The sequence below is a fragment of the Burkholderia perseverans genome (assembly GCF_022870505.1).
GTDB classification, from domain to species: domain Bacteria; phylum Pseudomonadota; class Gammaproteobacteria; order Burkholderiales; family Burkholderiaceae; genus Burkholderia; species Burkholderia plantarii.
In genome coordinates this window covers 3,259,412-3,283,322 of the sequence record NZ_CP045094.1, presented here as the reverse complement: position 1 = coordinate 3,283,322, position 23,911 = coordinate 3,259,412, and the positions used below count along the sequence as shown (strand labels likewise).

General features: G+C 69.6%; 19 protein-coding genes. 8 read left to right on the top strand and 11 right to left on the bottom strand.

Annotated elements, in window-relative coordinates; translation table 11 throughout:
* The first annotated feature begins 63 nt into the window (after nt 1-63).
* The 3 genes from BpN12_RS29065 to BpN12_RS29055 all read left to right on the top strand — a co-directional run bounded on the left by BpN12_RS29065 (nt 64) and on the right by BpN12_RS29055 (nt 5,226).
* The gene (locus tag BpN12_RS29065; RefSeq protein ID WP_246795607.1) at nt 64-2,046 is read left to right on the top strand and encodes a DNA topoisomerase IV subunit B; all 1,983 of its coding nucleotides are present in this window, start codon (nt 64-66) and stop codon (nt 2,044-2,046) included.
* A gap of 82 nt (nt 2,047-2,128) precedes the next feature.
* Nucleotides 2,129-4,453 (top strand): DNA topoisomerase IV subunit A, encoded by a 2,325-nt coding sequence (gene parC / locus BpN12_RS29060; protein ID WP_246795606.1) that lies wholly within the window; start codon nt 2,129-2,131, stop codon nt 4,451-4,453.
* Between the two features lie 314 nt (nt 4,454-4,767).
* A complete protein-coding gene (locus BpN12_RS29055) occupies nt 4,768-5,226 on the top strand; it encodes a CopD family protein (RefSeq protein WP_198251465.1) in 459 nt (152 codons plus the stop codon).
* A 235-nt stretch (nt 5,227-5,461) separates the two neighbouring features.
* On the opposite strand, the gene BpN12_RS29050 is transcribed toward BpN12_RS29055, so the two are convergent.
* The 7 genes from BpN12_RS29050 to BpN12_RS29020 all read right to left on the bottom strand — a co-directional run bounded on the left by BpN12_RS29050 (nt 5,462) and on the right by BpN12_RS29020 (nt 14,239).
* On the bottom strand, nt 5,462-6,664 hold the full coding sequence (locus BpN12_RS29050) for a chromate transporter (RefSeq protein WP_246795605.1): 1,203 nt from the start codon (nt 6,662-6,664) through the stop codon (nt 5,462-5,464).
* Between the two features lie 274 nt (nt 6,665-6,938).
* Nucleotides 6,939-9,308: a bifunctional diguanylate cyclase/phosphodiesterase gene (locus BpN12_RS29045; RefSeq protein WP_246795604.1), complete on the bottom strand. Its 2,370-nt coding sequence runs from the start codon at nt 9,306-9,308 to the stop codon at nt 6,939-6,941.
* A 561-nt stretch (nt 9,309-9,869) separates the two neighbouring features.
* A complete protein-coding gene (locus BpN12_RS29040) occupies nt 9,870-10,754 on the bottom strand; it encodes a PhzF family phenazine biosynthesis protein (RefSeq protein ID WP_246795603.1) in 885 nt (294 codons plus the stop codon).
* Nucleotides 10,751-11,209, bottom strand: a complete 459-nt coding sequence (locus BpN12_RS29035) for a RidA family protein (RefSeq protein ID WP_246795602.1) — start codon at nt 11,207-11,209, stop codon at nt 10,751-10,753. Before BpN12_RS29035 ends, BpN12_RS29040 begins: the two co-directional genes overlap by 4 nt.
* Nucleotides 11,210-11,278: 69 nt before the next feature.
* The gene (locus BpN12_RS29030; RefSeq protein WP_246795601.1) at nt 11,279-12,460 is read right to left on the bottom strand and encodes an aminotransferase-like domain-containing protein; all 1,182 of its coding nucleotides are present in this window, start codon (nt 12,458-12,460) and stop codon (nt 11,279-11,281) included.
* Nucleotides 12,461-12,540: 80 nt separating this feature from the next.
* Nucleotides 12,541-13,452, bottom strand: a complete 912-nt coding sequence (locus tag BpN12_RS29025; RefSeq protein WP_246795600.1) for a DMT family transporter — start codon at nt 13,450-13,452, stop codon at nt 12,541-12,543.
* Between the two features lie 67 nt (nt 13,453-13,519).
* Nucleotides 13,520-14,239 carry a VOC family protein gene (locus BpN12_RS29020; protein ID WP_246795599.1) on the bottom strand — a complete coding sequence of 240 codons (720 nt, stop codon included), beginning with the start codon at nt 14,237-14,239 and terminating at the stop codon, nt 13,520-13,522.
* Nucleotides 14,240-14,603: 364 nt separating this feature from the next.
* Here BpN12_RS29020 and BpN12_RS29015 point away from each other — a divergent pair, with 364 nt between their 5' ends.
* The 4 genes from BpN12_RS29015 (at nt 14,604) to BpN12_RS29000 (ending at nt 19,345) form a co-directional block, all read left to right on the top strand.
* A complete protein-coding gene (locus BpN12_RS29015; RefSeq protein WP_246795598.1) occupies nt 14,604-16,097 on the top strand; it encodes an aminotransferase-like domain-containing protein in 1,494 nt (497 codons plus the stop codon).
* A 217-nt stretch (nt 16,098-16,314) separates the two neighbouring features.
* A complete protein-coding gene (htpG, locus tag BpN12_RS29010) occupies nt 16,315-18,213 on the top strand; it encodes a molecular chaperone HtpG (RefSeq protein ID WP_246795597.1) in 1,899 nt (632 codons plus the stop codon).
* 14 nt (nt 18,214-18,227) lie between these two features.
* The gene (locus BpN12_RS29005) at nt 18,228-18,857 is read left to right on the top strand and encodes a chorismate--pyruvate lyase family protein (protein ID WP_246798036.1); all 630 of its coding nucleotides are present in this window, start codon (nt 18,228-18,230) and stop codon (nt 18,855-18,857) included.
* Nucleotides 18,854-19,345, top strand: coding sequence for a DNA-deoxyinosine glycosylase (locus BpN12_RS29000; RefSeq protein WP_246795596.1), 492 nt, complete (start codon nt 18,854-18,856; stop codon nt 19,343-19,345). The genes BpN12_RS29005 and BpN12_RS29000 overlap by 4 nt, the downstream gene beginning before the upstream one ends.
* A gap of 194 nt (nt 19,346-19,539) precedes the next feature.
* Here the strand turns inward: BpN12_RS29000 and BpN12_RS28995 are convergent, their stop codons facing one another.
* Together BpN12_RS28995 and BpN12_RS28990 are read right to left on the bottom strand one after the other, a co-directional pair.
* Entirely contained in the window at nt 19,540-20,127 is a 588-nt protein-coding gene (locus tag BpN12_RS28995) for a hypothetical protein (protein ID WP_246795595.1), read from the bottom strand.
* A gap of 31 nt (nt 20,128-20,158) precedes the next feature.
* Nucleotides 20,159-20,719, bottom strand: coding sequence for a hypothetical protein (locus BpN12_RS28990; RefSeq protein WP_246795594.1), 561 nt, complete (start codon nt 20,717-20,719; stop codon nt 20,159-20,161).
* Between the two features lie 406 nt (nt 20,720-21,125).
* Between BpN12_RS28990 and BpN12_RS28985 the strand changes: the two genes are divergently transcribed.
* The gene (locus tag BpN12_RS28985) at nt 21,126-22,055 is read left to right on the top strand and encodes a class I SAM-dependent methyltransferase (protein ID WP_246795593.1); all 930 of its coding nucleotides are present in this window, start codon (nt 21,126-21,128) and stop codon (nt 22,053-22,055) included.
* Between the two features lie 135 nt (nt 22,056-22,190).
* Here the strand turns inward: BpN12_RS28985 and BpN12_RS28980 are convergent, their stop codons facing one another.
* Entirely contained in the window at nt 22,191-22,628 is a 438-nt protein-coding gene (locus BpN12_RS28980; RefSeq protein ID WP_246795592.1) for a VOC family protein, read from the bottom strand.
* A 185-nt stretch (nt 22,629-22,813) separates the two neighbouring features.
* On the bottom strand, nt 22,814-23,767 hold the full coding sequence (gene tal / locus BpN12_RS28975) for a transaldolase (RefSeq protein WP_246795591.1): 954 nt from the start codon (nt 23,765-23,767) through the stop codon (nt 22,814-22,816).
* Nucleotides 23,768-23,911: the final 144 nt, after the last annotated feature.

Here is a 23,911-nt window from a genome sequence, read left to right as displayed (position 1 = left end):
GTCCACGCGCTTGTCGGCCCCGGCGGCCGGCAAGCACCCGGACGATTGACGAAACTGGCGCCTATGTCCACGAAAAAGCCCGCAGCGGCCTACAGCGAAGCATCGATCAAGGTGCTGAAGGGCCTCGAGCCCGTCAAGCAGCGGCCCGGTATGTACACGCGTACCGAGAACCCGCTGCACATCATTCAGGAAGTGATCGACAACGCCTCGGACGAGGCGCTCGGCGGTCACGGCAAGCAGATCACGGTCACCCTGCATGCGGACCAGTCGGTCTCGGTCGAAGACGACGGCCGCGGCATCCCGTTCGGCCTGCATCCGGACGAAGGCGTGCCGGTGGTCGAGATCGTGTTCACGCGGCTGCACGCGGGCGGCAAGTTCGACAAGGCCGCGGGCGGCGCCTATACGTTCTCGGGCGGCCTGCACGGGGTGGGCGTGTCGGTCACGAACGCGCTCGCCACGCGGCTCGACGTCACGGTCTGGCGCGAAGGCAAGTGCGCCGAACTCGGCTTCGCGCACGGCGACGTGGTCAAGCCGCTCGTCACGCAGGCGGCCGGCCGCGGCGAGAAGAAGTCGGGCACGCGCGTGCGCGTCTGGCCCGACGGCAAGTATTTCGATTCGCCGAACCTGCCGCTCGGCGAGCTGCAGCGGCTGTTGCGCTCGAAGGCGGTGCTGCTGCCGGGCGTCGAGGTGGTGCTCGTCAACGAGAAGTCGGGCGAACGGCAGAGCTGGAAGTACGAGGACGGCCTGCGCGGCTACCTGCTCGACGAGATGAACGGCAGCGAGCTGTTGATCCCGCTGTTCGAGGGCGAGCGCTTCGCCGATTCGAAGTCGGGCGACGACAGCTTCGCCGACGGCGAGGGCGCCTCGTGGGTGGTGGCCTGGAGCGAGGAAGGCTCGCTCACGCGCGAATCCTACGTGAACCTGATTCCGACGCCGGCCGGCGGCACGCACGAGTCGGGCCTGCGTGACGGGCTCTACCAGGCGGTCAAGAGCTTCGTCGAGCTGCACAACCTGCAGCCGAAGGGCGTCAAGCTGCTGGCCGAGGACGTATTCGCGCGCGTCTCGTTCGTGCTGTCGGCGAAGGTGCTCGACCCGCAGTTCCAGGGGCAGATCAAGGAGCGGCTCAACAGCCGCGACGCGGTGAAGCTGGTTTCGTCGTTCGCGCGCCCGGCGCTCGAACTGTGGCTGAACCAGCACGTCGAGCACGGCAAGAAGCTCGCCGAACTGGTGATCAAGCAGGCCCAGGCGCGCACGCGCGCGGGCCAGAAGGTCGAGAAGCGCAAGAGCTCGGGCGTGGCGGTGCTGCCGGGCAAGCTGACCGACTGCGAGACGCAGGACATCACGCGCAACGAGCTGTTCCTGGTCGAGGGCGATTCGGCGGGCGGTTCGGCGAAGATGGGCCGCGACAAGGAATACCAGGCGATCCTGCCGCTGCGCGGCAAGGTGCTCAACACCTGGGAGACCGAGCGCGACCGCCTGTTCGCGAACAACGAGGTCCACGACATCTCGGTGGCGATCGGCGTCGATCCGCACGGCCCCGACGACACCGTCGATCTCTCGAACCTGCGCTACGGCAAGATCTGCATCCTGTCGGACGCGGACGTGGACGGCGCGCACATCCAGGTGCTGCTGCTCACGCTGTTCTTCAAGCATTTCCCGCAGCTGATCGAGCGCGGCAACGTGTTCGTGGCGCGTCCGCCGCTGTTTCGCGTCGATGCGCCGGCGCGCGGCAAGAAGCCCGCGCAGAAGCTCTACGCGCTCGACGACGGAGAGCTGGAAGCGATCCTCGACAAGCTGCGCAAGGACGGCGTGCGCGACACGCAGTGGACCATCAGCCGCTTCAAGGGCCTCGGCGAAATGAGCGCCGAGCAGCTGTGGGACACCACCATGAATCCCGACACGCGGCGCCTGATGCCGGTGGCGCTCGGCCAGCTCGACTATGACGCCACGGTCTCGCGCATGACGATGCTGATGGGCAAGGGCGAAGCCGCGGCGCGGCGCAGCTGGCTGGAAGAAAAGGGCAACGAGGTCGAAGCCGACATCTGAGCGGCGGCCCGCCCGCCCGAGATGCGCGCCTGCCGCCTCGAACCGATACGGAAGCAACGGAAGCATACGGAAGCGATACCCGATGGACGACAACACTCCCGACTTTTTCGATCCGCCGCCGCCCCCGCCCGACGGCGGCGACGTGCTGACGCTCGGCCATTACGCCGAGAGCGCCTACCTCGGCTACGCGGTCAGCGTGGTCAAGGGCCGCGCGCTGCCGGACGTCTGCGACGGCCAGAAGCCGGTGCAGCGCCGGATCCTCTACGCGATGAACGAGATGGGTCTCGGCAACAACGCGAAGCCGGTGAAGTCGGCGCGCGTGGTCGGCGACGTGCTCGGCAAGTACCACCCGCACGGCGACCAGTCCGCCTATGACGCGCTGGTGCGGCTCGCGCAGGACTTCTCGATGCGCTATCCGCTGATCGACGGCCAGGGCAACTTCGGCTCGCGCGACGGCGACGGCGCGGCCGCGATGCGGTACACGGAAGCGCGGCTCACGCCGATCGCGCAGCTGCTGCTCGACGAGATCGACCAGGGCACGGTCGACTTCATGCCGAACTACGACGGCTCGTTCGACGAGCCGAAGCTGCTGCCGGCGCGCCTGCCGTTCGCGCTGCTCAACGGCGCCTCGGGCATCGCGGTCGGCCTCGCCACCGAGATCCCGTCGCACAACCTGCGCGAGATCGCGACGGCCGCGGTCGCGCTGATCCGCAACCCGAAGCTCACGCACGCCGAGCTGATGCAGATCGTGCCGGGGCCGGACTTTCCGGGCGGCGGCCAGATCATCTCGAGCGACGCCGAAATCGCGGCCGCCTACGAGACCGGCCGCGGCAGCCTGAAGGTGCGCGCGCGCTGGAAGATCGAGGACCTCGCGCGCGGCCAGTGGCAGCTGGTGGTCACCGAGCTGCCGCCGAGCACCTCGGGCCAGAAGGTGCTCGAGGAGATCGAGGAGCTGACCAACCCGAAGATCAAGGCCGGCAAGAAGACGCTGTCGCCGGAGCAGGTCAACACGCGCAAGACGATGCTCGACCTGCTCGACGCGGTGCGCGACGAGTCGGGCAAGGACGCGCCGGTGCGGCTCGTGTTCGAGCCGAAGTCGCGCAGCCTCGATCAGGCCGAGTTCGTGCAGTCGCTGCTCGCGCACACCAGCCTCGAATCGAACGCGCCGCTCAACCTCGTGATGATCGGCAACGACGGCCGGCCCGCGCAGAAGGGGCTCGGCACGATCCTCGGCGAGTGGGTGCGGTTCCGCCAGCTCACGCTGACGCGGCGCTGCCGCCATCGGTTGAGCAAGGTCGACGACCGGATCCACATCCTCGAAGGGCGGATGATCGTCTTCCTCAACATCGACGAGGTGATCCGCATCATCCGCGAGTCGGACGAGCCGAAGGCCGGGCTGATGTCGGCGTTCGGGCTGACCGAGCGGCAGGCCGACGACATCCTCGAAATCCGGCTGCGCCAGCTCGCGCGGCTCGAGAAGATCAAGATCGAGAAGGAGCTGGAAGAGCTGCGCGCCGAGAAGGCGAAGCTCGAAGAGCTGCTCGCCAACGAAAGCGCGATGAAGCGCCTGATGATCAAGGAGATCGAGGGCGACGCGAAGCAGTTCGGCGACGACCGCCGCACGCTGATCCAGCAGGAGAAGCGCGCGACGTTCGAGGCGAAGGTGGTGGACGAGCCGGTCACGGTGGTGGTCTCGCAGAAGGGCTGGGTGCGCGCGCTGAAGGGCCACGGGCTCGATCCGGCGAGCTTCACGTTCAAGGCCGGCGACGGGCTCTACGCGGCGTTCCAGTGCCGCACGCCCGACGTGCTGATCGCGTGGGCCAGCAAGGGCCGCGTGCATTCGGTGCCGGTGCAGGTGCTGCCGGGCGGGCGCGGCGACGGCGTGCCCGTCACCTCGCTGATCGAGCTCGAATCGGGCTCGCACCTGATGCACTATTTCGCCGCCAACGCCGAGCAGCAGTTGCTGCTGGCGTCGAGCAACGGCTTCGGCTTCATCGCGAAGCTTGGCGACATGGTGAGCCGCGTGAAGGCCGGCAAGGCGTTCATGACGATCGACGAGGGCGCCGAGCCGCTCGCGCCGATGCCGGTGATGCCGCTCGCCACGCAGGTGGCCTGCCTGTCGGGGCAGGGGCGCCTGCTGGTGTTCGGCCTCGACGAGATGAAGACGCTCTCGGCGGGCGGGCGCGGCGTGATCCTGATGGCGCTCGAAGACAAGGAGACGCTCGCGCAGGCGCTCGCGATCGACGGCCGCGGCGTCGTGCTGCTCGGCACCGGCCGGGGTGGCAAGGCGCAGGAGGTCACGCTGGCCGGCGCGGCGCTCGCGCCATGCGTCGGCAAGCGCGCGCGCAAGGGCCGTGCGCCCGACGTGAAGCTGAAGCCGACCGGCTTGCGGCCGATCCTCGATTGACGCGCGCGTTCGCGGTGCGTGGCGGCTTGCCGACGCGCTGCGCACGCATGCCGGGCCTCGTGCCCCGGTGGCCCCGGTGGCGCCTGTTACCGGCCTCGCCGGGGCTTTTTCATGAAGGCGTGGCGCGTGTCTTCGCGCATGACGGCCGTGCCGCGATTTCGGGCGATTTCACCCGAAATCGCGCGCCCGGCCGAACCGACCGGGCGCGCGGCGGTCGAACCCGGTCATGCCGCGGCCGTCGCGTCGCCGTTCGCGGCGATGCCGCCGGGTTTTCACCTCGTTTCATCCAATAACGACACCCCACAGGATTGCTCATGTCCCACGCCATCGCCGTTGCGCTGTTCCTCCACCTTCTCGCCGTCGCGGTGTGGGTGGGCGGAATGGTGTTCGCGCATTTTTGCCTGCGCCCCGCGCTGTCGGATCTCTCGCCGCAGCTGCGGCTGCCGCTCGTGGAAGCCGTGTTCGGCCGCTTCTTCAACTGGGTGGCGGGTGCCGTGATCGTCACGCTGCTCACGGGCGGCTACCTGCTGACGGCGTTCGGCGGCGCGCACGCGACCTGGCCGCTGCACGCGATGGCCGGCATCGGCGTGCTGATGATGCTGATCTTCGGCCATATCCGCTTCGCGATCTTCCCGCGCATCCGCCGCGCCGTGCAGGCGCAGAACTGGCCGGACGGCGCGCGCGCGGTCTCGGCGATGCGCACGCTGGTGATGGTGAACCTCGTGCTCGGCGTCGTGACGATCGCCTTCGCGGTGCTCTCGCGCGGCTTCTGAACGCGCGCACGGCACGCGCTGCCGGCTGGACATGACGCCGGCCCGGCCGCGCGTCACGGGCGGCCGGCTTGGCGGCACCGAGTCGATCTGATGTCGCTGGCGCCGTATCGCGGCCGCCACCGTTCCACGTTCCCGTCGTCCGTTTTCCCGCATCGCGCGTTGCCAGACCGGCGGCGCGCCATGCGCGGCTCGATCACAGACTCCACCGCAACTCGATCACGCCCAGGCGCGCCGCTCAATGCGTCGCGAACAGCAGCCATCCCCCGCAGCCGGCCGCCACGGTCCCGTACACCGCGTAGACCGGCACGCCGAAGCGCGCGAACGCGAGGCAGGCCAGTGCGCCGACCGCCCAATAGCCGGGCGCGGCCGGCATGCCGATCAGGATGCGCACCACCGCGATCGCGAGGAACGCGGTGGTGGCCGCGCGCAGCATCCGCATGCCGTGCTCGAAACGCGGGTTGCGGCGCAGCCGGTGCAGGTGCCGCTGCGCCAGCACCACCAGGCAGCCGGACGGGATGAACAGCGCGGCCGTGCCGAGCAGCGCGCCGCGCCAGCCGTCCATCAGGTAGCCGAGGAACGGCACGACGTTCAGCAGCGGCCCGGGCGAGACCGGCGAGAGCGCGAAGGCCAGCGTGAAATCGGCGTCGGACAGGCCGGTGGCCGGCGTGACGAACAGCGCCTTCAGCACCGGCAGCGCCGAGAAGCCGCCGCCGAACAGCGTCATGCCGGCGCCGGCGAGCCGCATCCACAGCAGCTTGGCCTCGACGGCGTCCGGCAGCGGCAGCGCGAACAACGCCACCAGCAGCACCAGCGCCAGCAGGATCGGGCGCTCGGCGCCGGCGAGCCGCGGCCGCGGTGCCACGCCGCGCGCCGTGCTGCTGAACCAGCCCCAGGCGAACGCGCCCGCCAGGATCGCGACGAACGTGCCGGGCCGGTGCGCCGTCAGCAGCAGCACCGTCGCGGCGGCCGCCACCCGCCGCTCGGCCGGCCCGGTCGCGAGCGTGCGGATCTGGCGCCGCCAGGTCACGCCGATCAGCGCGGCGAGCACCATGCCGAACGCATGCAGCAGCATCGGCGCCGCGAGCGAGCGCACCGCTGGCGCGCGATAGAAGATCGCGAACAGCGTCATCGGCACGAAGAACGGCAGCACGCTCGCGAGGCCGGCGAGCCAGGCGCCGGCACGCCCGCGCAGCGCCTGCCCGAGCTGGATCGCGACGTTGCAGCCGACCGGGCCGGGCACGATCCAGGCGAGGGCGACGAGATCGGCGTAGGCGGCGGGGTCGAACCGCCCGGTGCGCTCGACGTAATGGCGCTCGAGCTGCGCCATCATCGCGAGGCCGCCCCATGACACCGCGGACACGCCCGCGACGATCCAGAACAGCGACCACAGGGATTCCCGCTCGCCGCGCGCGGCGGCGCCATCGGTTGTCGTATTCATGTTGTTGTGCGCTCTCAGCGACGTGCGCCGGCCAGCGCGGCGTCGATTCCGCCTTGTTTGGCCGCGGGCCGGCTCCGGGAACGGGCGGCCCGCGCTTCTCACGTCGCCGTGACGCGCGGCCGTGCGGGGCGGGTTTCGCACGGCGGACGCGGTTGCTGCTGTCGTTACCGCGGTCGTTGCTGCTATCACTGTCGCTATCGCATCGCTTCTGCTGCTGCGGTGTTCGTCGCGGCGACTGCGCGGCTGCCGCTGCGGCCGCCGCCGCCGGTGTCGCTCAGTCCGTGCGGCCGTCGCCCGGCGCGTCGGTGAAGCTGGCGAGCGCGCGCGGCGGCGTATCGCGCAGTTCGCGCGGCTCGCGTGCGCCGCACACGCCGAAGCGGGCGAGCAGGGCGGGAATCGCATCGGCCGGCACCGGGCGCGAGAACAGGAAGCCCTGCGCCTGGATCGGTCCCAGCGCCGAGAGCCACGCGACCTGCTCGTCGGTCTCGGTGCCCTCGACCACCACCGTCAGCCCGAGCGCGCGCGCGAGATGGACGATCGACGAGACCATCACGCAGACGCTGCGGTCGGCCGGGATCGCCTGCACGAACGAGCGGTCCACCTTCAGCGTGTCGACGGCGAAGCGGTGCAGGTAGGACAGCGAAGAATAGCCGGTGCCGAAATCGTCGAGCGCGATGCGGATGCCGAGCTTCTTCAGCGCGACGATCTTGTCCGAGACGAGTTCGGGGTACTCCATCATCGCGGTCTCGGTGATCTCGATCTCGAGTCGGCTCGCGTTGATGCGCGTCTCGTCGAGCGCGGCCGAGATCGTCTCGATCAGGTCGCCGCGCCAGAACTGCACGGGCGAGATGTTGACGGCCAGCGTCAGCGTGTCGTGGCCTTCCTCGCGCCAGCGCGCGAGCTGCCGGCACGCGGTGCGCACCACGTAGTCGCCGATCGGCACGATCAACCCGGTCGATTCGGCGATCGAGATGAACTCGTTGGCGGCAATCACGCCGTGCTCGGGATGGTCCCAGCGCACCAGCGCCTCGAAGCCGGTGATGCAGCGTCGCGCCAGATCGATCTTCGGCTGGTAGGCGAGGAACAGCTGCCCCTCGGCCAGCGCCACGCGCAGCTGCTGTTCCCAGCGCATCAGGTGGTCGGCGCGGTGCGAGAGGTGCGGCGCGTAGAACTGGTAACAGTTCTTGCCGGCGTCCTTGGCGCTGTACATCGCCAGATCGGCCTTCTTGAGCAGGTCGATCTCGCTCTCGTTGGCCACCGAATGCAGCGCGATGCCGATGCTCGCATGCAGCACGAAGGTGCTGCCGCGCACGTCGAACGGCTTGCCGAACATGCGGATCACCGATTCGGCGAGCCGCACCGCGCGCGCCTCGGCGCCGTCGCCCTTGACCACCACCACGAATTCGTCGCCGCCGATCCGCGCCAGCGTGCCCTGGTCGGCCACGGCGTCGGACAGGCGGGCCGCCGTCATCTGCAGCACGATGTCGCCGGCGTTGTGGCCGAGCGTGTCGTTGACGGTCTTGAAGTTGTCGAGATCGATGAACAGGATCGCGAGCCGCTTCAGGCTCGACGGCTGCGCCACCTCGTTGCGCAGCGCGCGCAGCGTGGTGTAGCGGTTCGCCAGGCCGGTCAGCAGGTCGTATTCGGCGAGCTGGGTCATCTCGCGCTCGCGCCCGAGCAGCTTGCCGATCAGGCCGGTGGCCACGCCGAAGAACGCCAGCATCGCGAGCGTGATGAAGCTCGTCATCAGCAGATAGACGTTGCGCGTGTGGTTGTAGTCGGCCATTTCCTCGGCCTGAGAAAGGCCCACCAGCACGCCGAGCGGATAGCCGTCGAGATGCCGGTACGAGACGATGCGCTGGGTGCCGTCGATCGGGTCCGCGTAGGTGCCCGAGACGCGTTCGGCGATCGGGTAGACGCCGCTCGCCGAGAACGCGCCCGCCGCGTTGGCCGACGAGCCGGTGCGGCGCGCCAGCACCGCGCCGGTGTCGGACACCACCGCGATCACGCCGTCCCGGCCGATCGCCGCGTTGTTGTAGAAGTCGCTCGTGAAGTAGCTCGGGTCCTCGGACACCACCACCACGCCGGCGAACCTGCCGTCGGGGGTGTTGAGCCGGCGCGTCATCTGCAGCGTCCACTGGCCCGATACGCGGCCGAGTACCGGGCGGCTGATGTAGAGCTCGTCGTCGTTGTGGCTCGCGTGGACCTGGAAGTGCTCGCGGTCCGACAGGTCGAGCGGCTTCGGGTGCAGTTCGTTGGTGTTGGCGAGCAGCTGCCCCTCGGCGTTGACGAGCGAGACCTGGATCAGCGTGTCGCTCGGCACCACGCCTTTCTCGACCGTGCTCGCGAGGTTGAAGTGATCGGGCGACTTCTCGAACTCGTATTTGACGAAGCGCGTGATCTGGTCGACCTGATGGATCGCCTTGATGGTGTGCTGCTCGAGCGCGGTGGAGAGGATCGCGGCGGAGGCGGCCGCCTCGCGATAGGCGCTGTCCTTCTCGACCGACAGCCGCATGACGATCACCGCCCACAGCAGCGCGAGCGCGATCACGCCGAGCACGGGGATCGCGAACAGCGCGCGGCGGCGGGTCTTGCGCCCACGCGACAGGCGCGCCTGCGCGGCGAGGTGGCGAGGAGAATTCATCGGATGGCTAACGGCTGATCGACATGGATGCGTGTTTGGACACGACGGCAACGACAGCTCGCGATGGCATGCGTGGACCCGGCGGCACGCCTGCGTGCCGCCCTGGGCGCGACGGGCCGGCTCTCTTCCGGCCGCGCTCGCGCGGTGGTGTCGCTCCCGACCTTCGCGGGTTGGGTTTGGTATCCGACTCCTTCAACGACTCGCCGCCCGTGCGCGACGCGCGACAGGCGGTCGATCTCCCGGTTGAACCCGGCGCCGGCCCCGGCGCGGGTGAATGGTCCGGCCGATGCGCGCGGTCCGGCGCGGCGCGCCTGCGGCGACGCCCGAACGCCAGTACCACGAATCATCCGACCATGCCGCCGACGGCTGCATCGGCGACCGATGAGTCCCGATATTACTGGTTGAAAAGGGAATTAGATAGCGAGGGCAAAAACCGAGATGCGGGCTGCGACATTCGGCGCCCGGCGCCGGCGTCCCGTGTCCTGCGAAGCACCGGCAGGGTCCGGACCGCGGCTTCGCGAGCGCGCGGCCGGGCGGCGCGAAAGGCCCGCCCGGCGCGGCTCAGGGCAGCAGGAACGTGCCGTCCACCACAGTGACGGCGTCACCGCCTATCCAGATTTTCCCGGTGTCGTCGTATTCGACCGACACGCGGCCGTCGCGGCCGATCGCGGTGCCCTGGCGCACCGTGTAGCCGCGCCCGGGCGGCGGGCCGCCGCGCGCGAGCAGGCCGGCGATGGCGGCGTTGGCGCTGCCGGTGACGGGGTCCTCGCCGAGGCCGAACTGCTCGCCCGTCATCAGGCAGCGCACCTCGAAGGTGGCCGGGCCGCCGGCCGGGTGCGGCGCATAGGCGGCCAGGCCGTGCGCGCCGACCGATTCGGCGAGCGCGCCGAGCGCCTGCGCGTCGGGGGCCAGCGCGAGGCAGTCGGCGGCCGTGGCGAGACGCACCACGAGCCACGGCGCGCCGTTGTCGACGCCGCACGGCGGCGCCTCCTCGAAACGCACCGCCGGGCTGCGCAGCGCGGCGGCCAGCGCCGGCCACGCGGCCTCGGGCAGCGGCGTGACGCGCGCGGGCGGCGCCGCGAACGCGCGCCGGCCGTGCTCGGCCTCGCGCAACTCGACGAGCCCGGCGCCGCATTGCTGGATCAGGCGCCCGGGCGTGCGCGGCGCGAGCCCCGCCTCGCGCACCGCGTGGGCGGTGCCGAGCGTCGGATGGCCCGCGAACGGCAGCTCGCCGCCCGTGGTGAAGATCCGCACGCGGTAGTCGGCGGCCGGATCGGTCGGCTCGCAGACGAAGGTCGTCTCGGACAGGTTCGTCCAGTGCGCGATCGCCCGCATGTCGGCATCGGACAGGCCGTCCGCGTCGAAGATCACCGCGAGCGGGTTGCCGCGCATCGGCACCGCCGTGAAGACGTCGACCTGCTTGAAGCGAACGCGCCGGGCCGTCATTCGACTTCCGCGATCAGTTCGATCTCGACGCAGGCGCCGAGCGGGATCTGCGCGACGCCGAACGCCGAGCGCGCATGCTTGCCGGCGTCGCCGAACACCTCGGCGATCAACTCGGAGGCGCCGTTCGTGACGAGATGCTGCTCGGTGAACTCGAGCGTCGAATTGACGAGGCTCATCAGCTTGACGACGCGCTTGACCTTGTTCAGGTCGCCGGTATGCGCGTGCAGCGTGGCGAGCAGGTCGATCGCGACGTTGCGCGCGGCGCGCTTGCCGTCGTCGGTGGAGAGGTCCGCGCCGAGCTTGCCGACCCACACCTTGCCGTCCTGCTTGGCGATGTGGCCGGACAGGTAGACGGTGTTGCCGCTCTGCGCGCTCATCACGTAGGCCGCGGCCGGTGCGCCCGCGCTCGGGAGTTCGATGCCGAGTGCCTTCAGTTTGTCGTAGACGTTTGCCATCTGTCGTATTTCCTCGTGGTAGTGAACTATCGGTGCGCGCCGGGACCCGGTCAGGCCCGGCGCGTCGCGTCAGACGCGCTCGCGCAGCAGCTGGCCGAGGCGCGCGATGCTCTGCTCGATCTGCTCGGGCGGTACCGTCACGAACGACAGGCGCAGCGTGTTGGCCTGCGCGTCGTCGGCGAAGAACGGCGCGCCGGGCACGAACGCCACGTGCTGCGCGATCGCGGCCTCGAGCAGCGCCATGCTGTCGATGCCCTTCGGCAGCTGCACCCAGATGAACATGCCGCCCTCGGGGCGGTTCCAGGTCACGCCTTCGGGCATGTGACGCGCGAGCGAACCGAGCATCGCCTCACATTGTGCGGCATACAGCGCGCGGATGGTCGGGACGTGCGTATCGAGGAAGTTGTCGCGGATCACTTCGTGGGCGATCCGCTGCGTCAGCGACGGCGTGTGCAGGTCGGTGGCCTGCTTGGCCTGCACGAGCTTGAAGTGCAGCGCCTCGGGCGCGATCACGTAGCCGATCCGCAGGCCCGGCGCGAGCACCTTCGAGAACGTGCCGAGATGCACGATGTGGTCGGGCGCCATCGACAGCATGGTCGGCAGCGGCTCGCCCTGGTAGTTGAGCGCGCCGTAGGGATCGTCCTCGATCACCGGGAACGCGCTCTCGCGCGCGAACGCGGCGAGCGCCTCGCGGCGCGCCACCGGCATGCGGCGCCCGGTCGGATTCTGGAAGTTCGGCTGCGCGTAGAGCAGGCGCGCCTCGCGCGTGAGCGCCGGCACCAGCGCCTCGGGCACGAGCCCGGCCTCGTCGCTCGGCACCTGCACGTAGGCCGGCTCGTAGAGCGAGAACGACTGCAGCGCGCCGAGGTAGGTGGGCGTCTCCACCAGCACGCGGCTGCCCGGATCGATCAGCACCTTGCCGAGCAGGTCGAGCGCCTGCTGCGAACCGGTGGTGATCAGCACCTGCGTGAGGCGCACGCGGTAGCGCTCGGCGATCCACTCGCGCAGCGGCAGGAAGCCTTCCGTCGCGCTGTACTGGAGCGCCGCGGCCGGCGCGTCGCGCAGCACGCGCTCGGCGGCCTCGCGCATGCGCTCGGCCGGAAACGTGGCCGGCGAGGGCAGGCCGCCCGCGAACGAAATGACTTCCGGGCGTTCGGTGACCTTCAGGATCTCGCGGATCGCGGAGCTGGTCAGCTTGCGGGCGCGTTCGGACAGGCGCCAGTTCGGTTGGGGCAGGTCGCTCGGGTTCATCTCGTTTCCTTGGTCGGTCAGTCAGGCGAAACACGCATCGAAGCCAACGTCGACATCGACGTCGATCATCACGCGCGGGATCAGCCCGCGCGAGCGGGCAGGGGCAGGGTGCGCACGCCGGCGCGGCGGCCCAGCACGACGGTGGCGATCACCGCGGCCGCGAACAGCCAGGTCGACGGCGCGACCGATTCCCCGAACAGCAGCGCGGAGAACGCGATCGTGAAGAAGATCTGCAGCAGCTGCACCTGGCCGACGCGCGCGGTGCCGCCCGTCGCGAGGCCCGCGTACCAGGCGAAGAAGCCGAGCAGCTGCGAGAACAGCGTGACGTAGCCGAACGCGAGCCAGACGGCGGGGCGCACCGGGCCGGGGTGCGCGAGGTGATGCTGCCAGCCGAGCCAGCCCACCGGCAGCACCAGGAACGGCGCCGACACCACCAGCGCCCAGCAGATCACCTGCCAGCCGCCGATCTGCCTGGCCAGGCGCGCGCCCTCGGCATAGCCGAGCGCGCCGATGCCGACCGCCACCAGCATCAGCAGGTCGCCCGCGCGCGCGGTGCCGCCGCCGTCGCGCAGCGCGTACAGGATCACCAGCGCGCTGCCGGCGAGCGCGCTCGCCCAGAAGCCGCGCGACGGCCGCTCGCCCGACAGCCAGGCCGCGTAGAGCGCCACCAGCAGCGGCTGCAGGCCGTTGACGACGGCGCCGTGCGCGGCCGGCACCGTCTTCATCGACCAGGCCGAGAACACCGGATAGGCGACGATCACGCCGGCCGAGACCACCGCCAGGCTTTTCAGCTGGGCGCGCGTCGGCCAGCGCTCGCGGCGCCACCAGAGCAGCAGCGCGGCCGGCACCGCGGCCACCAGCGCGCGGCCGAGGCCGTTGAGCAGCGGGTGGAATTCGGCGACGACGACGCGCGTCATCGGCAGCGTGAGGCTGAAGATCATCACGCCGAGCAGGCCGAGCAGCATGCCTCGGGTTTCGCGCGAATCGGACATGTGGGTGGGGCTCCTGATGTCGTTGGTATGGGAATCGGGTAGGTCGTCGGCAGGCCGTGCGCGCCGTTCAGCGCAGCGTGCGCGGGCCGCGCGGCGTGTCGAAGGTGGCGACGAGCGTGGCGCCCGCGTCATCGTCGCCATCCTCGCCCTCGCCGGCCGCGGCGCTCGCGAGCGAGATCAGGTGGCCGACGCCGAGCCGCGCCAGCGGCGCGGTGAGCGCTGCCGCCTGGGGATGCGTCGCCGCCAGCGAATGCAGCGCGACGTCGCCATGCGGCAGCGCGTCGGACGGATGGCGCGCGGTGTCCCACTGGATCAGCGACGGCACGACGCCGTGGCCGGCCACGCCCGCCGCGCCCGGCAGCGAACCGTCGGCCGGTACCGTCAGGCTCCAGTGCCAGTCGCCGCGCCGCATCCGCGCGACGGGCGCGATCAGCGCCGGGTACTGGCGCCGCCATCGATCGAGCTGCCTCGGCGGCTCGACGCGCGCCACCCAGTGGATCAGCGCCGGCCCGCGGTCGAGGCGCGCGCGCATCGCCGGCGCGTCGAGCGCGAACAGGCGCGGGCGCGGCGTCGTGCCGGCCGGCGCGCTCGCGTCGGGATCGATCGCGATCACCTCGAGGTAGGCGCCGCCCCACAGTCCGAACAGCCGGTTGTGGGTACGCATCAGCGGATGCGCGCCGCCGCCGGCCGGCTCGATGCCGAGCGTGTCGACGACATGGGCGGTGCCTTCGTCGAGCGTGCGCGCGGCGACGACGAGATGGTCCAGTTTCAGCGCGGGTGCGGTCATCTTGGGTCGAACAACGAAATCGGTGCGGTGAAAACAGGCGGTAGCCGTTCCCCGGTCGGGCCGACGCGGGCGGAAGCAGGCATCGGCCGGCGCGGGCGGACGGAGGCGGCCACGCCGCCGGACACCTGGCGGGCCGCGTCGGCGGCGCCGGGACGATCGGTCCGCGAGGCACCGCGCGAAGGGGCGGGCGGATCGTGCGAGGGTAGCGGGCATCCGTCCGGACGGCCATGCGCGGCGCGTGATGACGACCATCACCGACCATCACGCGCGCACCGTGGCGATGGGAAAACTGTAATCGCGCCGACCGGAACAGTAACGGTACAATCGGCGCGATACTTTTCTGTACAGTTTTCAAGGGGCCGCGATGTCCACCGTTCCGCTCGACCAGATTCCCGCGCCGCACGACACGGCCACGCTGACGCTGGTCGACCAGCTCGTGCAGTGGGCGCGGCGGCGCATCGACGAGCGCGTGTTCCGGCCCGGCATGCGCATGCCGTCGATCCGCAAGCTCGCGGTGGACAAGAACGTGTCGCGCTTCACGGTGGTCGAGGCCTACGAGCGGCTCGTCGCGCAGGGCTATCTCGACTCGCGGCGCGGCTCCGGCTTCTACGTGCGCGAGCGCACGCCCGCCGCGCTGCCGGGCGAAGCCGCGCGGCGCGCCGGCGGGGCGCCGCCCGTGCCGGTCGACAATCCGATCGACGTGGTCTGGCTGCTGCGCAACATGCTGCACACGGTCAGCCCGGAAAAGGGGCCGGGGCTCGGCTACCTGCCGGCGCGCTGGCTCGACGGCGAGCTGATCACCAGCGCGCTGCGCGCGCTCGGCCGCCAGACCGGCGCGCAGATGCTCGGGCTCGGCAGCGCGCAGGGTTTCCTGCCGCTGCGCCAGCAGCTGCAGACGCGGCTCGCCGAATTCGAGGTCGGCGCGACCCCGGAGCAGATCGTGCTGGTATCCGGCGTCACGCATGCGATCGACCTGATCGCGCGGCTCTACGTGCGCCCGGGCGATGCCGTGATCGTCGGCGATCCGGCCTGGTTCCAGATGTTCGGGCGATTCGCGTCGCAGGGCGCGCGGCTGGTCGGCATGCCGTACACGCCAGACGGCCCCGATCTCGACGCGCTCGAGGCGCTGGTCCAGCAGTGGCGGCCGAAGATGCTGGTGATCAATTCGGTGCTGCAGAATCCCACCGGCACCTCGCTGTCGGCCGCGCAGGCGTTCCGCATCCTGCGGCTCGCCGAGGCTTACGATTTCCTGGTGGTCGAGGACGACATCTACGGCGATCTCTGCCCGGCCCGCTATCCGGCCACGCGGCTCGCGAGCCTCGACCAGCTGAAGCGCGTGATCCTGCTCGGCAGCTTCTCGAAGACGCTGGCGGCGAACCTGCGGGTCGGCTACATCGCCTGCTCGCGCGAGATCGCGGACGCGCTGACCGACCAGAAGATGCTGGCCGGCATGGCCACCCCGGAGCTCAACGAGCGCGTGCTGTACAAGGTGCTGACCGACGGCCATTACCGGCGCCACGTCGAGCGGCTGCGCGGGCGGCTCGACGGCGTGCGCGACAAGACCGCGAGGATGCTCGAGCGCGTCGGCATGCGGCTGTTCACGACGCCGGCGGCCGGCATGTTCCTGTGGGCCGACACCGGCGCCGACGCCGACGCGCTGGCCGCCGCCGCGCACGAGGCCGGCTTCCTGCTGACGCCGGGCAGCCTGTTCTCGCCGCAGCAGTCGCCGTCCACCTGGACGCGCTTCAACATCGCGAATTGCGGCGATCCGGCGCTGGCCGCGTTTCTCGCGCGCTATCTCGACTCGGTGCCGCGCCGCGCGACGGAAGGCGAGCGCGGCGGGCTCGACGCGGCCTGACGGCGGCCGCCCGCCCCCCGGATTGCGTTGCGGGCGCCTTGGCGACAAGCCATTGTCGGCGACAGGGTCTTGAAATCGCCGCGGCCGGCCCCATTTCGGTGCCCGAAGACGGATTCGGCGCCCGATCCGGCCCCGCGCACCGCGTCTTGCGCACGGGGCCGCTCGCCGCGGCGCCACCGGACATCCATTCAACCCATCCAGCAACGGGAATACGCCCATGGCACATGAAACGATGAGCTTCCAGGCGGAGGTCAAGCAACTCCTCCATCTGATGATCCATTCGCTGTACAGCAACAAGGAAATCTTCCTTCGCGAACTGGTGTCGAACGCGTCCGACGCAGCCGACAAGCTCCGTTTCGAGGCGCTCGAGAACGGCGCGCTCTACGAGAACGATCCGAACCTGCGGATCCGCATCGGCTTCGACAAGGCCGCGCGCACCATCACGATCGACGACAACGGCATCGGCATGAGCCGCGACGAGGCGATCGCGAACCTCGGCACGATCGCGCGCTCGGGCACCAAGGAATTCTTCTCGAAGCTCTCGGGCGACCAGCAGCGTGACGCCGCGCTGATCGGCCAGTTCGGCGTGGGCTTCTACTCGGGCTTCATCGTCGCCGACCGCATCACGGTCGAGACGCGCCGCGCCGGCACCCCGGCCAGCGAAGGCGTGCGCTGGGAAAGCGCCGGCGAGGGCGATTTCACGGTCGACGCGATCGAGCGCGCGCAGCGCGGCACCACCATCACGCTGCACCTGCGCGAAGGCGAGGACGACCTGCTCTCGTCGCACCAGCTCAAGTCGATCATCCGCAAGTACTCGGACCACGTCGGCCTGCCGATCCTGATGAAGCAGGAAGAGTGGGACCAGGAAAAGGGCGAGATGGTCGAGAAGGACGAGGACGAGACCATCAACCAGGCGAGCGCGCTCTGGACCCGTTCGAAGCAGGACATCAGCGAGGAGCAGTACAAGCAGTTCTACCAGCACCTCGCGCACGACCACCAGGACCCGCTCGCCTGGACCCACAACCGCGTCGAGGGCCGCAGCGAGTATACGCAGCTGCTGTACCTGCCCGCGCACGCGCCGTTCGACCTGTGGAACCGCGACTATCGCGGCGGCCTGAAGCTGTACGTGAAGCGCGTGTTCATCATGGACGACGCCGAGCAGCTGCTGCCGCAGTACCTGCGCTTCGTGAAGGGGATCGTCGATTCGGCCGACCTGCCGCTCAACGTCTCGCGTGAAATCCTGCAGGAAAGCCGCGACGTGCGCACGATTCGCGACGGCGTGACCAAGCGCGTGCTGTCGATGCTCGAGGAACTGGCCAACGCCGAGGACGACGCCGGCAAGGAGAAGTACAAGACGTTCTGGACCGAGTTCGGCCAGGTGCTGAAGGAAGGCGTCGGCGAGGACCACGCGAACCGCGAGCGCGTGGCCAAGCTGCTGCGCTTCGCCTCGACGCACGGCGAGACCGCCGAGCAGAACGTGTCGCTGGCCGACTACGTCGCGCGCATGAAGCCCGAGCAGTCGAAGATCTACTACGTGACGGCCGACACGTGGCAGGCCGCGACCCACAGCCCGCATCTGGAAGTGTTCCGCAAGAAGGGTGTGGAAGTGCTGCTGCTGACCGACCGCGTCGACGAGTGGCTGCTCTCGTACCTGAACGAGTTCGACGGCAAGCCGCTGGCGAGCGTGGCGCGCGGCGACCTCGACCTCGGCGCGCTCGACGACGAGGAAAAGAAGGCGCAGGAGGAAACCGGCGAGGCGATGAAGCCGGTGGTCGAGAAGATCAAGGAAACGCTCGGCGACAAGGTGAAGGACGTGCGCGTGACGTTCCGCCTGACCGATTCGCCGTCGTGCCTGGTAGCCGACGACCACGACATGAGCGGCTACCTGCAGCGCATGCTGAAGGCGGCCGGCCAGCAGGCGCCGTCGATGCAGCCGATCCTCGAGATCAACCCCGACCACGCGCTGATCAAGCAGTTGAACACCGACGGTGCCGACTTCGCCGACTGGTGCCACCTGCTGCTCGACCAGGCGCTGCTCGCCGAGGGCGGCGCGCTCGAGGATCCGGCCGCGTTCGTCAAGCGCACCAACGCGCTGCTGCTCTCGCGCGGCGCGTAACACGCGTGACGCACGTGCGATTCGGCGCGGCCGACGCGAGCTGGTGCGCCACCCCGCGCCCCGGCCTCGCGGCCGCGCAGAAGGACTGGCTCACGCGCGGCGGCTCGCTGACCGCGCACCTCGCCGCGCTCGGCAAGGTCAGCGTGGCCGTCACGCGCGAGACGGTGGCCGTGCCGTGGGCCGACGAGCCGGCCGCGCTGGGCGGCACGCCGCGCACCGCGTGCTGGGTGCGCGAAGTGGTGCTCAGCGTCGACGGCGAGCCCTGCGTGGCCGCGCACAGCCTGACGCCGCTCGGCGCGAGCCGCGGCGTCTGGCAGGCGATCCGGCGGCTGCGCACGCGGCCGCTCGCCGAGCTGCTCTACAGTGATCCGCAGGTCGGGCGCTCGGCGCTCGTCAGCCGGCGCGTGATCGCCGGGCATCCGCTGCATGCGCTCGCGGCGCGCGCGCTGCCGGTGGGGGAAGCGCTGCCGCATGCGTTCGTCGCGCGGCGTTCGGTGTTCGAGCGGCATCAGGCGCCGTTGATGGTCACCGAATGCATGCTGCCGGGCTTGTGGCGGCGTGTGATGGCGGGCATCGACAGCGAGCCGGCCGGCGCGCGCGGCACGCACGCGCTGCGATCGCATCGGCGGGACGTCCGGCCGTGACGCTCAAGCGTAGCTTTGCGCCGGTGGTCGACGTCCACACGCGCGTGCTGATCCTCGGCAGCCTGCCGGGCGAGGTCTCGCTGGCGCAAAGCCAGTATTACGCGCATCCGCAGAACCGTTTCTGGCGCCTGCTCGGCGACGTGCTCGGCATCGAACTGGTCGCGCTCGACTACGCGAGCCGGCTCGACACACTGCTGCGGCACCGCGTCGGCCTGTGGGACGTGGTGGCCGAAGCCACGCGGATCGGCAGCCTCGACAGCCGGATTCGCGATCACGCCAGCAACGATCTGGTCGCGCTCGTCGACACCCTGCCGAACCTGACCACCATCGCGTTCAACGGCGGCACGGCCGCGAAGCTCGGCACGCGTGCGCTGGGCGAGCGCGGCGCGCGCTATCGGCTGCTGCGGCTGCCGTCGAGCAGCCCGGCCTATGCGGCGGTTCCCTACGCGGACAAGCTGCTTGCGTGGCGGCAGTTGCTGCCGGCTTAGCGAGGGTGGCGGCGTGTGGCGCGTTGCCGGTGTGAAGCCGATCGGTTTGATTAGTTGGATTGGTCTGGGCGAGGAGTTTCGGCTCGATACGCGAAGCTCGCCGTGGCGGGGCACCGGACGGTGCGCCCCGCCTGATACATCGATACATCGAGATGCGACGCGGCGGAGGATTCGGACCGTTGCGCCGCGCACGCTTACTTCTGCAGTTCGGGCGCCTGGGCCAGTGCCGATTGCAGCCGCGACACCGCATCGGCCGCCGCTAGCTGACCGGAAAGGCTCAGGTTGTGTTTGAACTGGCTGAATTCGGCATGGCCGGTGCCCGTTACGTCCTCGGTCAGCACCGTCTGGCCGCTCGGGTCCGCCACGGTGCAGGTGAGCGTCACCGAGAAGTCGGTGGGCGGCCAGGTGACGATGCTGGACGACGACGAGGTCGTCTTGATGGTCGGCACGATCACGTAGTCGAGATGCTTGGCCTGGATCGTCGCCGCGTCCGGCGCGCTCTTGAGCTTGGTGACGTTCTTGAACACGTGGCCGAGCCCGACGTAGAGCGGCAATTCGAGATCGTGATACGGGTGGTAGCTGACCTTGTCGCCGCCGCCGCCGGGCGTGACCGCCTCGCTCGCCAGCTGCTCGTCGGTGATCACGAGGCCGACCGTCTTTTCGAGCGGCGGCGTCGACAGCGCCGGGATCTTGTTCACGTCGCCGGTCAGCGAAATCTCATGCGCGCAGCCCGACAGCGCGGCGATCACGCCGGCTGCGGCTAGGGTTCGAATCAGGGTCATGCGTCTGGCTCCTCTTGGTGTAATAGTCGTGTTATCGAATGGCGTCAAGGAAGGCGGGATCGGCGTACAGCTCGCCGAGCAGCTTCTGGACGGCGAGCGGATATTCCTCGCGTGCCTTCGGTACGGCGATTATGGCGGCGAACGACGAGTCCCACTGCGTATGGGCGGACTTGATCTGGTCGTAGCGCGTCGCGCCCGAGCGCATCACGATGAAGCGTGCCGACAGCCGCGCCGCGCCGGTTGCGATGCCGACGTCGATGTCGTTTTCGAGCAACGTGGCCTTGATCTCCACGTCGCTTTGTGGCGAAAGCTTGCCCGCGAGCTGCAATTCCCGCGTCATCGCGTCGGCCAGGTAATCGCCGAACGAGTGTCCGACCGGAGATTTCAGGTTGTTGGCCCGCAGCGGAACCGGATACGGATTCTTGTCGCTCGGTGTCGACGCGAACTCGCCGATTTTCGCGTTGGCGGTACTGATGTTCTTGAGCGACTGGATGTTGTCGACGGCGGGGGAGTAGGGGGGCGCCACCATGGCGCATGCGCTCAAGAGTGCAACGGGCGCGATCAGGAAGATTGCGCGAACAACGATGGACATGCCGGTTTTTCCTCTCGTTCTTGTTGAATGCGATACAGGCGAGGCCCCGACGAGCCGGCGTCCCCGGCGTGAGTCCGGCGGGGCGGCCCCGTGACCTGGTCGACGAGCTCTGATCTCGTCTTCGATTGGCAATAACGGCACGAGATTACAAATCTTGAATTGTTTTCCTTCGAATGCCTTCCCGGGATTCGAGCCGGCTTTCGGCGGGGCGGCCCGCAATCGTTGTCATCGGCCGCGTATCAGGATGATCGAGGCTTCTCCGGCTACGCGCGATGCTGGCCGACGAGCCGCCGCGATGCACATGCAACGGCCGCGCGACGGGAATACGGGGCGCCCGCCCACCGGTGCTATCCTCTCGTTCCCGCCATTTTTTCACCGAGTCGCGCCCTGTCGCGCGAAATGCCAGATGACCCGACTGATCAAGCGCGCGTCCGCCGAGGCGCGTGCGTTTTCCCGCGACGACGCGCGAACCGAGCAACGTGCCGAACAGCGCACCAATGCCCGCGGCACCCCGCGCCTGAAGTCGCGCGCGAACCACGACGACCTCAGCGACGCGCCGGTCATCGAGGCGCCGCGCAAGCCGCGCTTCGCACCTGTCACGTTCTCTGAGGAGCAGGGGGTGCGCTACCTGCATTTCGGCACCGAGTGGGTGCAGGGCGCGATGCGGCTGTCGAAGCCGCTCGCGATCGAACTCGAATACGCGCAACAGATGATGGCGTGGCTGCTGTTCCTCGAAACGCCCGAACGGATCGTCCAGCTCGGGCTCGGCACCGGCGCGCTGACCAAGTTCGCGCACGCCTTTCTGCCGCGCGCGCGGGTCGAGGCCGTCGAGCTGAATCCGGCCGTGATCGTGGCGGCCCGCACGATGTTCGCGATGCCGCCGGACGACGAGCGGCTGACCGTGCACGAGGCCGACGCCTGGGATTTCGTCAACGACGCGGCCAACCGCGGCACCATCGGCGCGCTGCAGATCGACCTCTACGACGCGACCGCGCGCGGCCCGGTGCTCGACACCGTTGCGTTCTACCGGGCGGCGCGCGCGTGCCTGGCCGAGGCCGGCATCGCGACCATCAACCTGTTCGGCGATCATCCGAGCTTCGTGCGCAACATGAAGCATCTGAACGCGGCGTTCGACCAGCGCGTGATCGCGCTGCCGGAAGTCCACGAAGGCAACCGGATCGCGCTCGCGTTCTCCGGCCCCGCGCTGTCGGTGCCGTATGCGCAACTCGAGGCACGCGCGAACCTGATCGGCACCCAGCTCAAGCTGCCCGCGCACAAGTGGGTGGACGCGCTGCGCGCGTCGGCCGGCGGCGATCGGGATACGTTCGCGATCTGAGCGGATTCGCGCGGTTCGTCACGCACTCCGGATCGTTGTTCGCACAACTATTCAGGCGGCGCGAGCGGAAAAGACGACGCCTGCACGAGGCGTGAGAAAAACGGGCCGCGGCGAGCCATGCCGCGGCCCGTTTTTTCATGCGGCGGGACGCGCGGCCGGGTCCTCGACGTTGATCATCCAGTGAACGCCGAAGCGGTCGCGCAGCATGCCGAAGCCGAGCGCCCAGAACGTCGGGCCGAACGGCATGACGACCGTGCCGCCGGCCGCGAGCGCGTCGAACCGGCGGCGCCCCTCGTCGAGCGTGGCGGGATTCAGCGACAGCGAATAGCCATCGTGAACCTGCGGCGCGGCCTGCCGGACATCGCCGTCCGAGCACATCAGCATCGATTCGCCGATGCGCAAGCTCGCATGCATCACCTTGTCGGCCGCGGCCGCGTCGACCGGCATGTCGGGGTTCGGCGGCGCATCGCGGTAGCGCATCAGCAGCTGGATCTGCGCGCCGAGCGTGTCGCGATAGAACGCGATCGCCTCGTCGCAGCGTCCGCCGAAGAACAGATACGGTTGGATTTGCATCGTCGTCTCCTGAAGAAATCATTCGTCATACTGATGAGACCGGATCGCGGCATGGCGCGCCGCATCGACGATTGTAGTGCGCCGAACGCGGCATGGACGTGAAAACGGCCGCGCGAGGCGGCCGTTTCAGGCGGAGAAGCAACGTCGAGCCGGCGGTCGGCAACGACGCCGGCTCGGCGCTTCGATCAGCGCAGCGCTTCGATCAGGCCTTCGAGCTTCACCGCGTCGGCGGCGAACGCGCGGATGCCTTCGGCGAGTTTCTCGGTGGCCATCGCGTCGTCGTTGAGCTGGAAGCGGAACGACGATTCGTCGATCGCCACGCGATCGGCCGGCGCGTCGCCGGCATGGTCGGCCGACAGCTTGCGCTCGACCTTGTCGTTGCTCTCGTGCAGCTTCTGCAGCAGGTCGGGGCTGATCGTCAGCAGGTCGCAGCCGGCCAGTTCGACGATCTGTCCGGTGGTGCGGAAGCTCGCGCCCATCACTTCGGTCTTGTAGCCGAACTTCTTGTAGTACGCGTAGATGCGGCGTACCGACTGCACGCCCGGATCGTTCGCGCCGCCGTTCTTCACCTCGTCCCAGTCGGCGCCGGCCTGCTTCTTGTACCAGTCGTAGATGCGGCCGACGAACGGCGAGATCAGCTGCGCGCCCGCTTCGGCGCAGGCGGCGGCCTGCGCCAGCGAGAACAGCAGCGTCATGTTGCACTTGATGCCTTCCTTCTGCAGCACCTCGGCGGCGCGCACGCCTTCCCAGGTCGAGGCGAGCTTGATCAGCACGCGCTCGCGGCCGATGCCGGCGGCTTCATAGAGACGGATCAGCTCGCGGCCCTTGTCGATCGAGGCCTGCGCGTCGAACGACAGGCGCGCGTCCACTTCGGTCGAGACGCGGCCCGGGATCAGCTTGAGGATCTCGGTGCCGAACGCCACCAGCAGGCGGTCGATGATCACGCCGGTGGTCTCGCCCGCGTGGTCGCGCACGGTCTTTTCGAGGAGCGGCTTGTAGGCGTCCTTCTGGACCGCCTTCAGAATCAGCGAAGGATTGGTGGTCGCGTCCTGCGGCTGGTATTGCGCGAGCTGCTGGAAATCGCCGGTATCGGCGACGACGGTCGTGTACTGCTTCAGCTGGTCGAGTGCGGTAGTCATGGCGAGTCGTGGGATGGGCGCAGCGCGCCGGGTTCGACGGAGGGCCGCGCGGCGGAGCGCGCGGCGGCGAAGCAGGCCGGCCGGGCCGCGCGGGCCCGGCTGCCGGAATCCTCTATTCTAGGCCCGATTGGCCGACACGTCCGT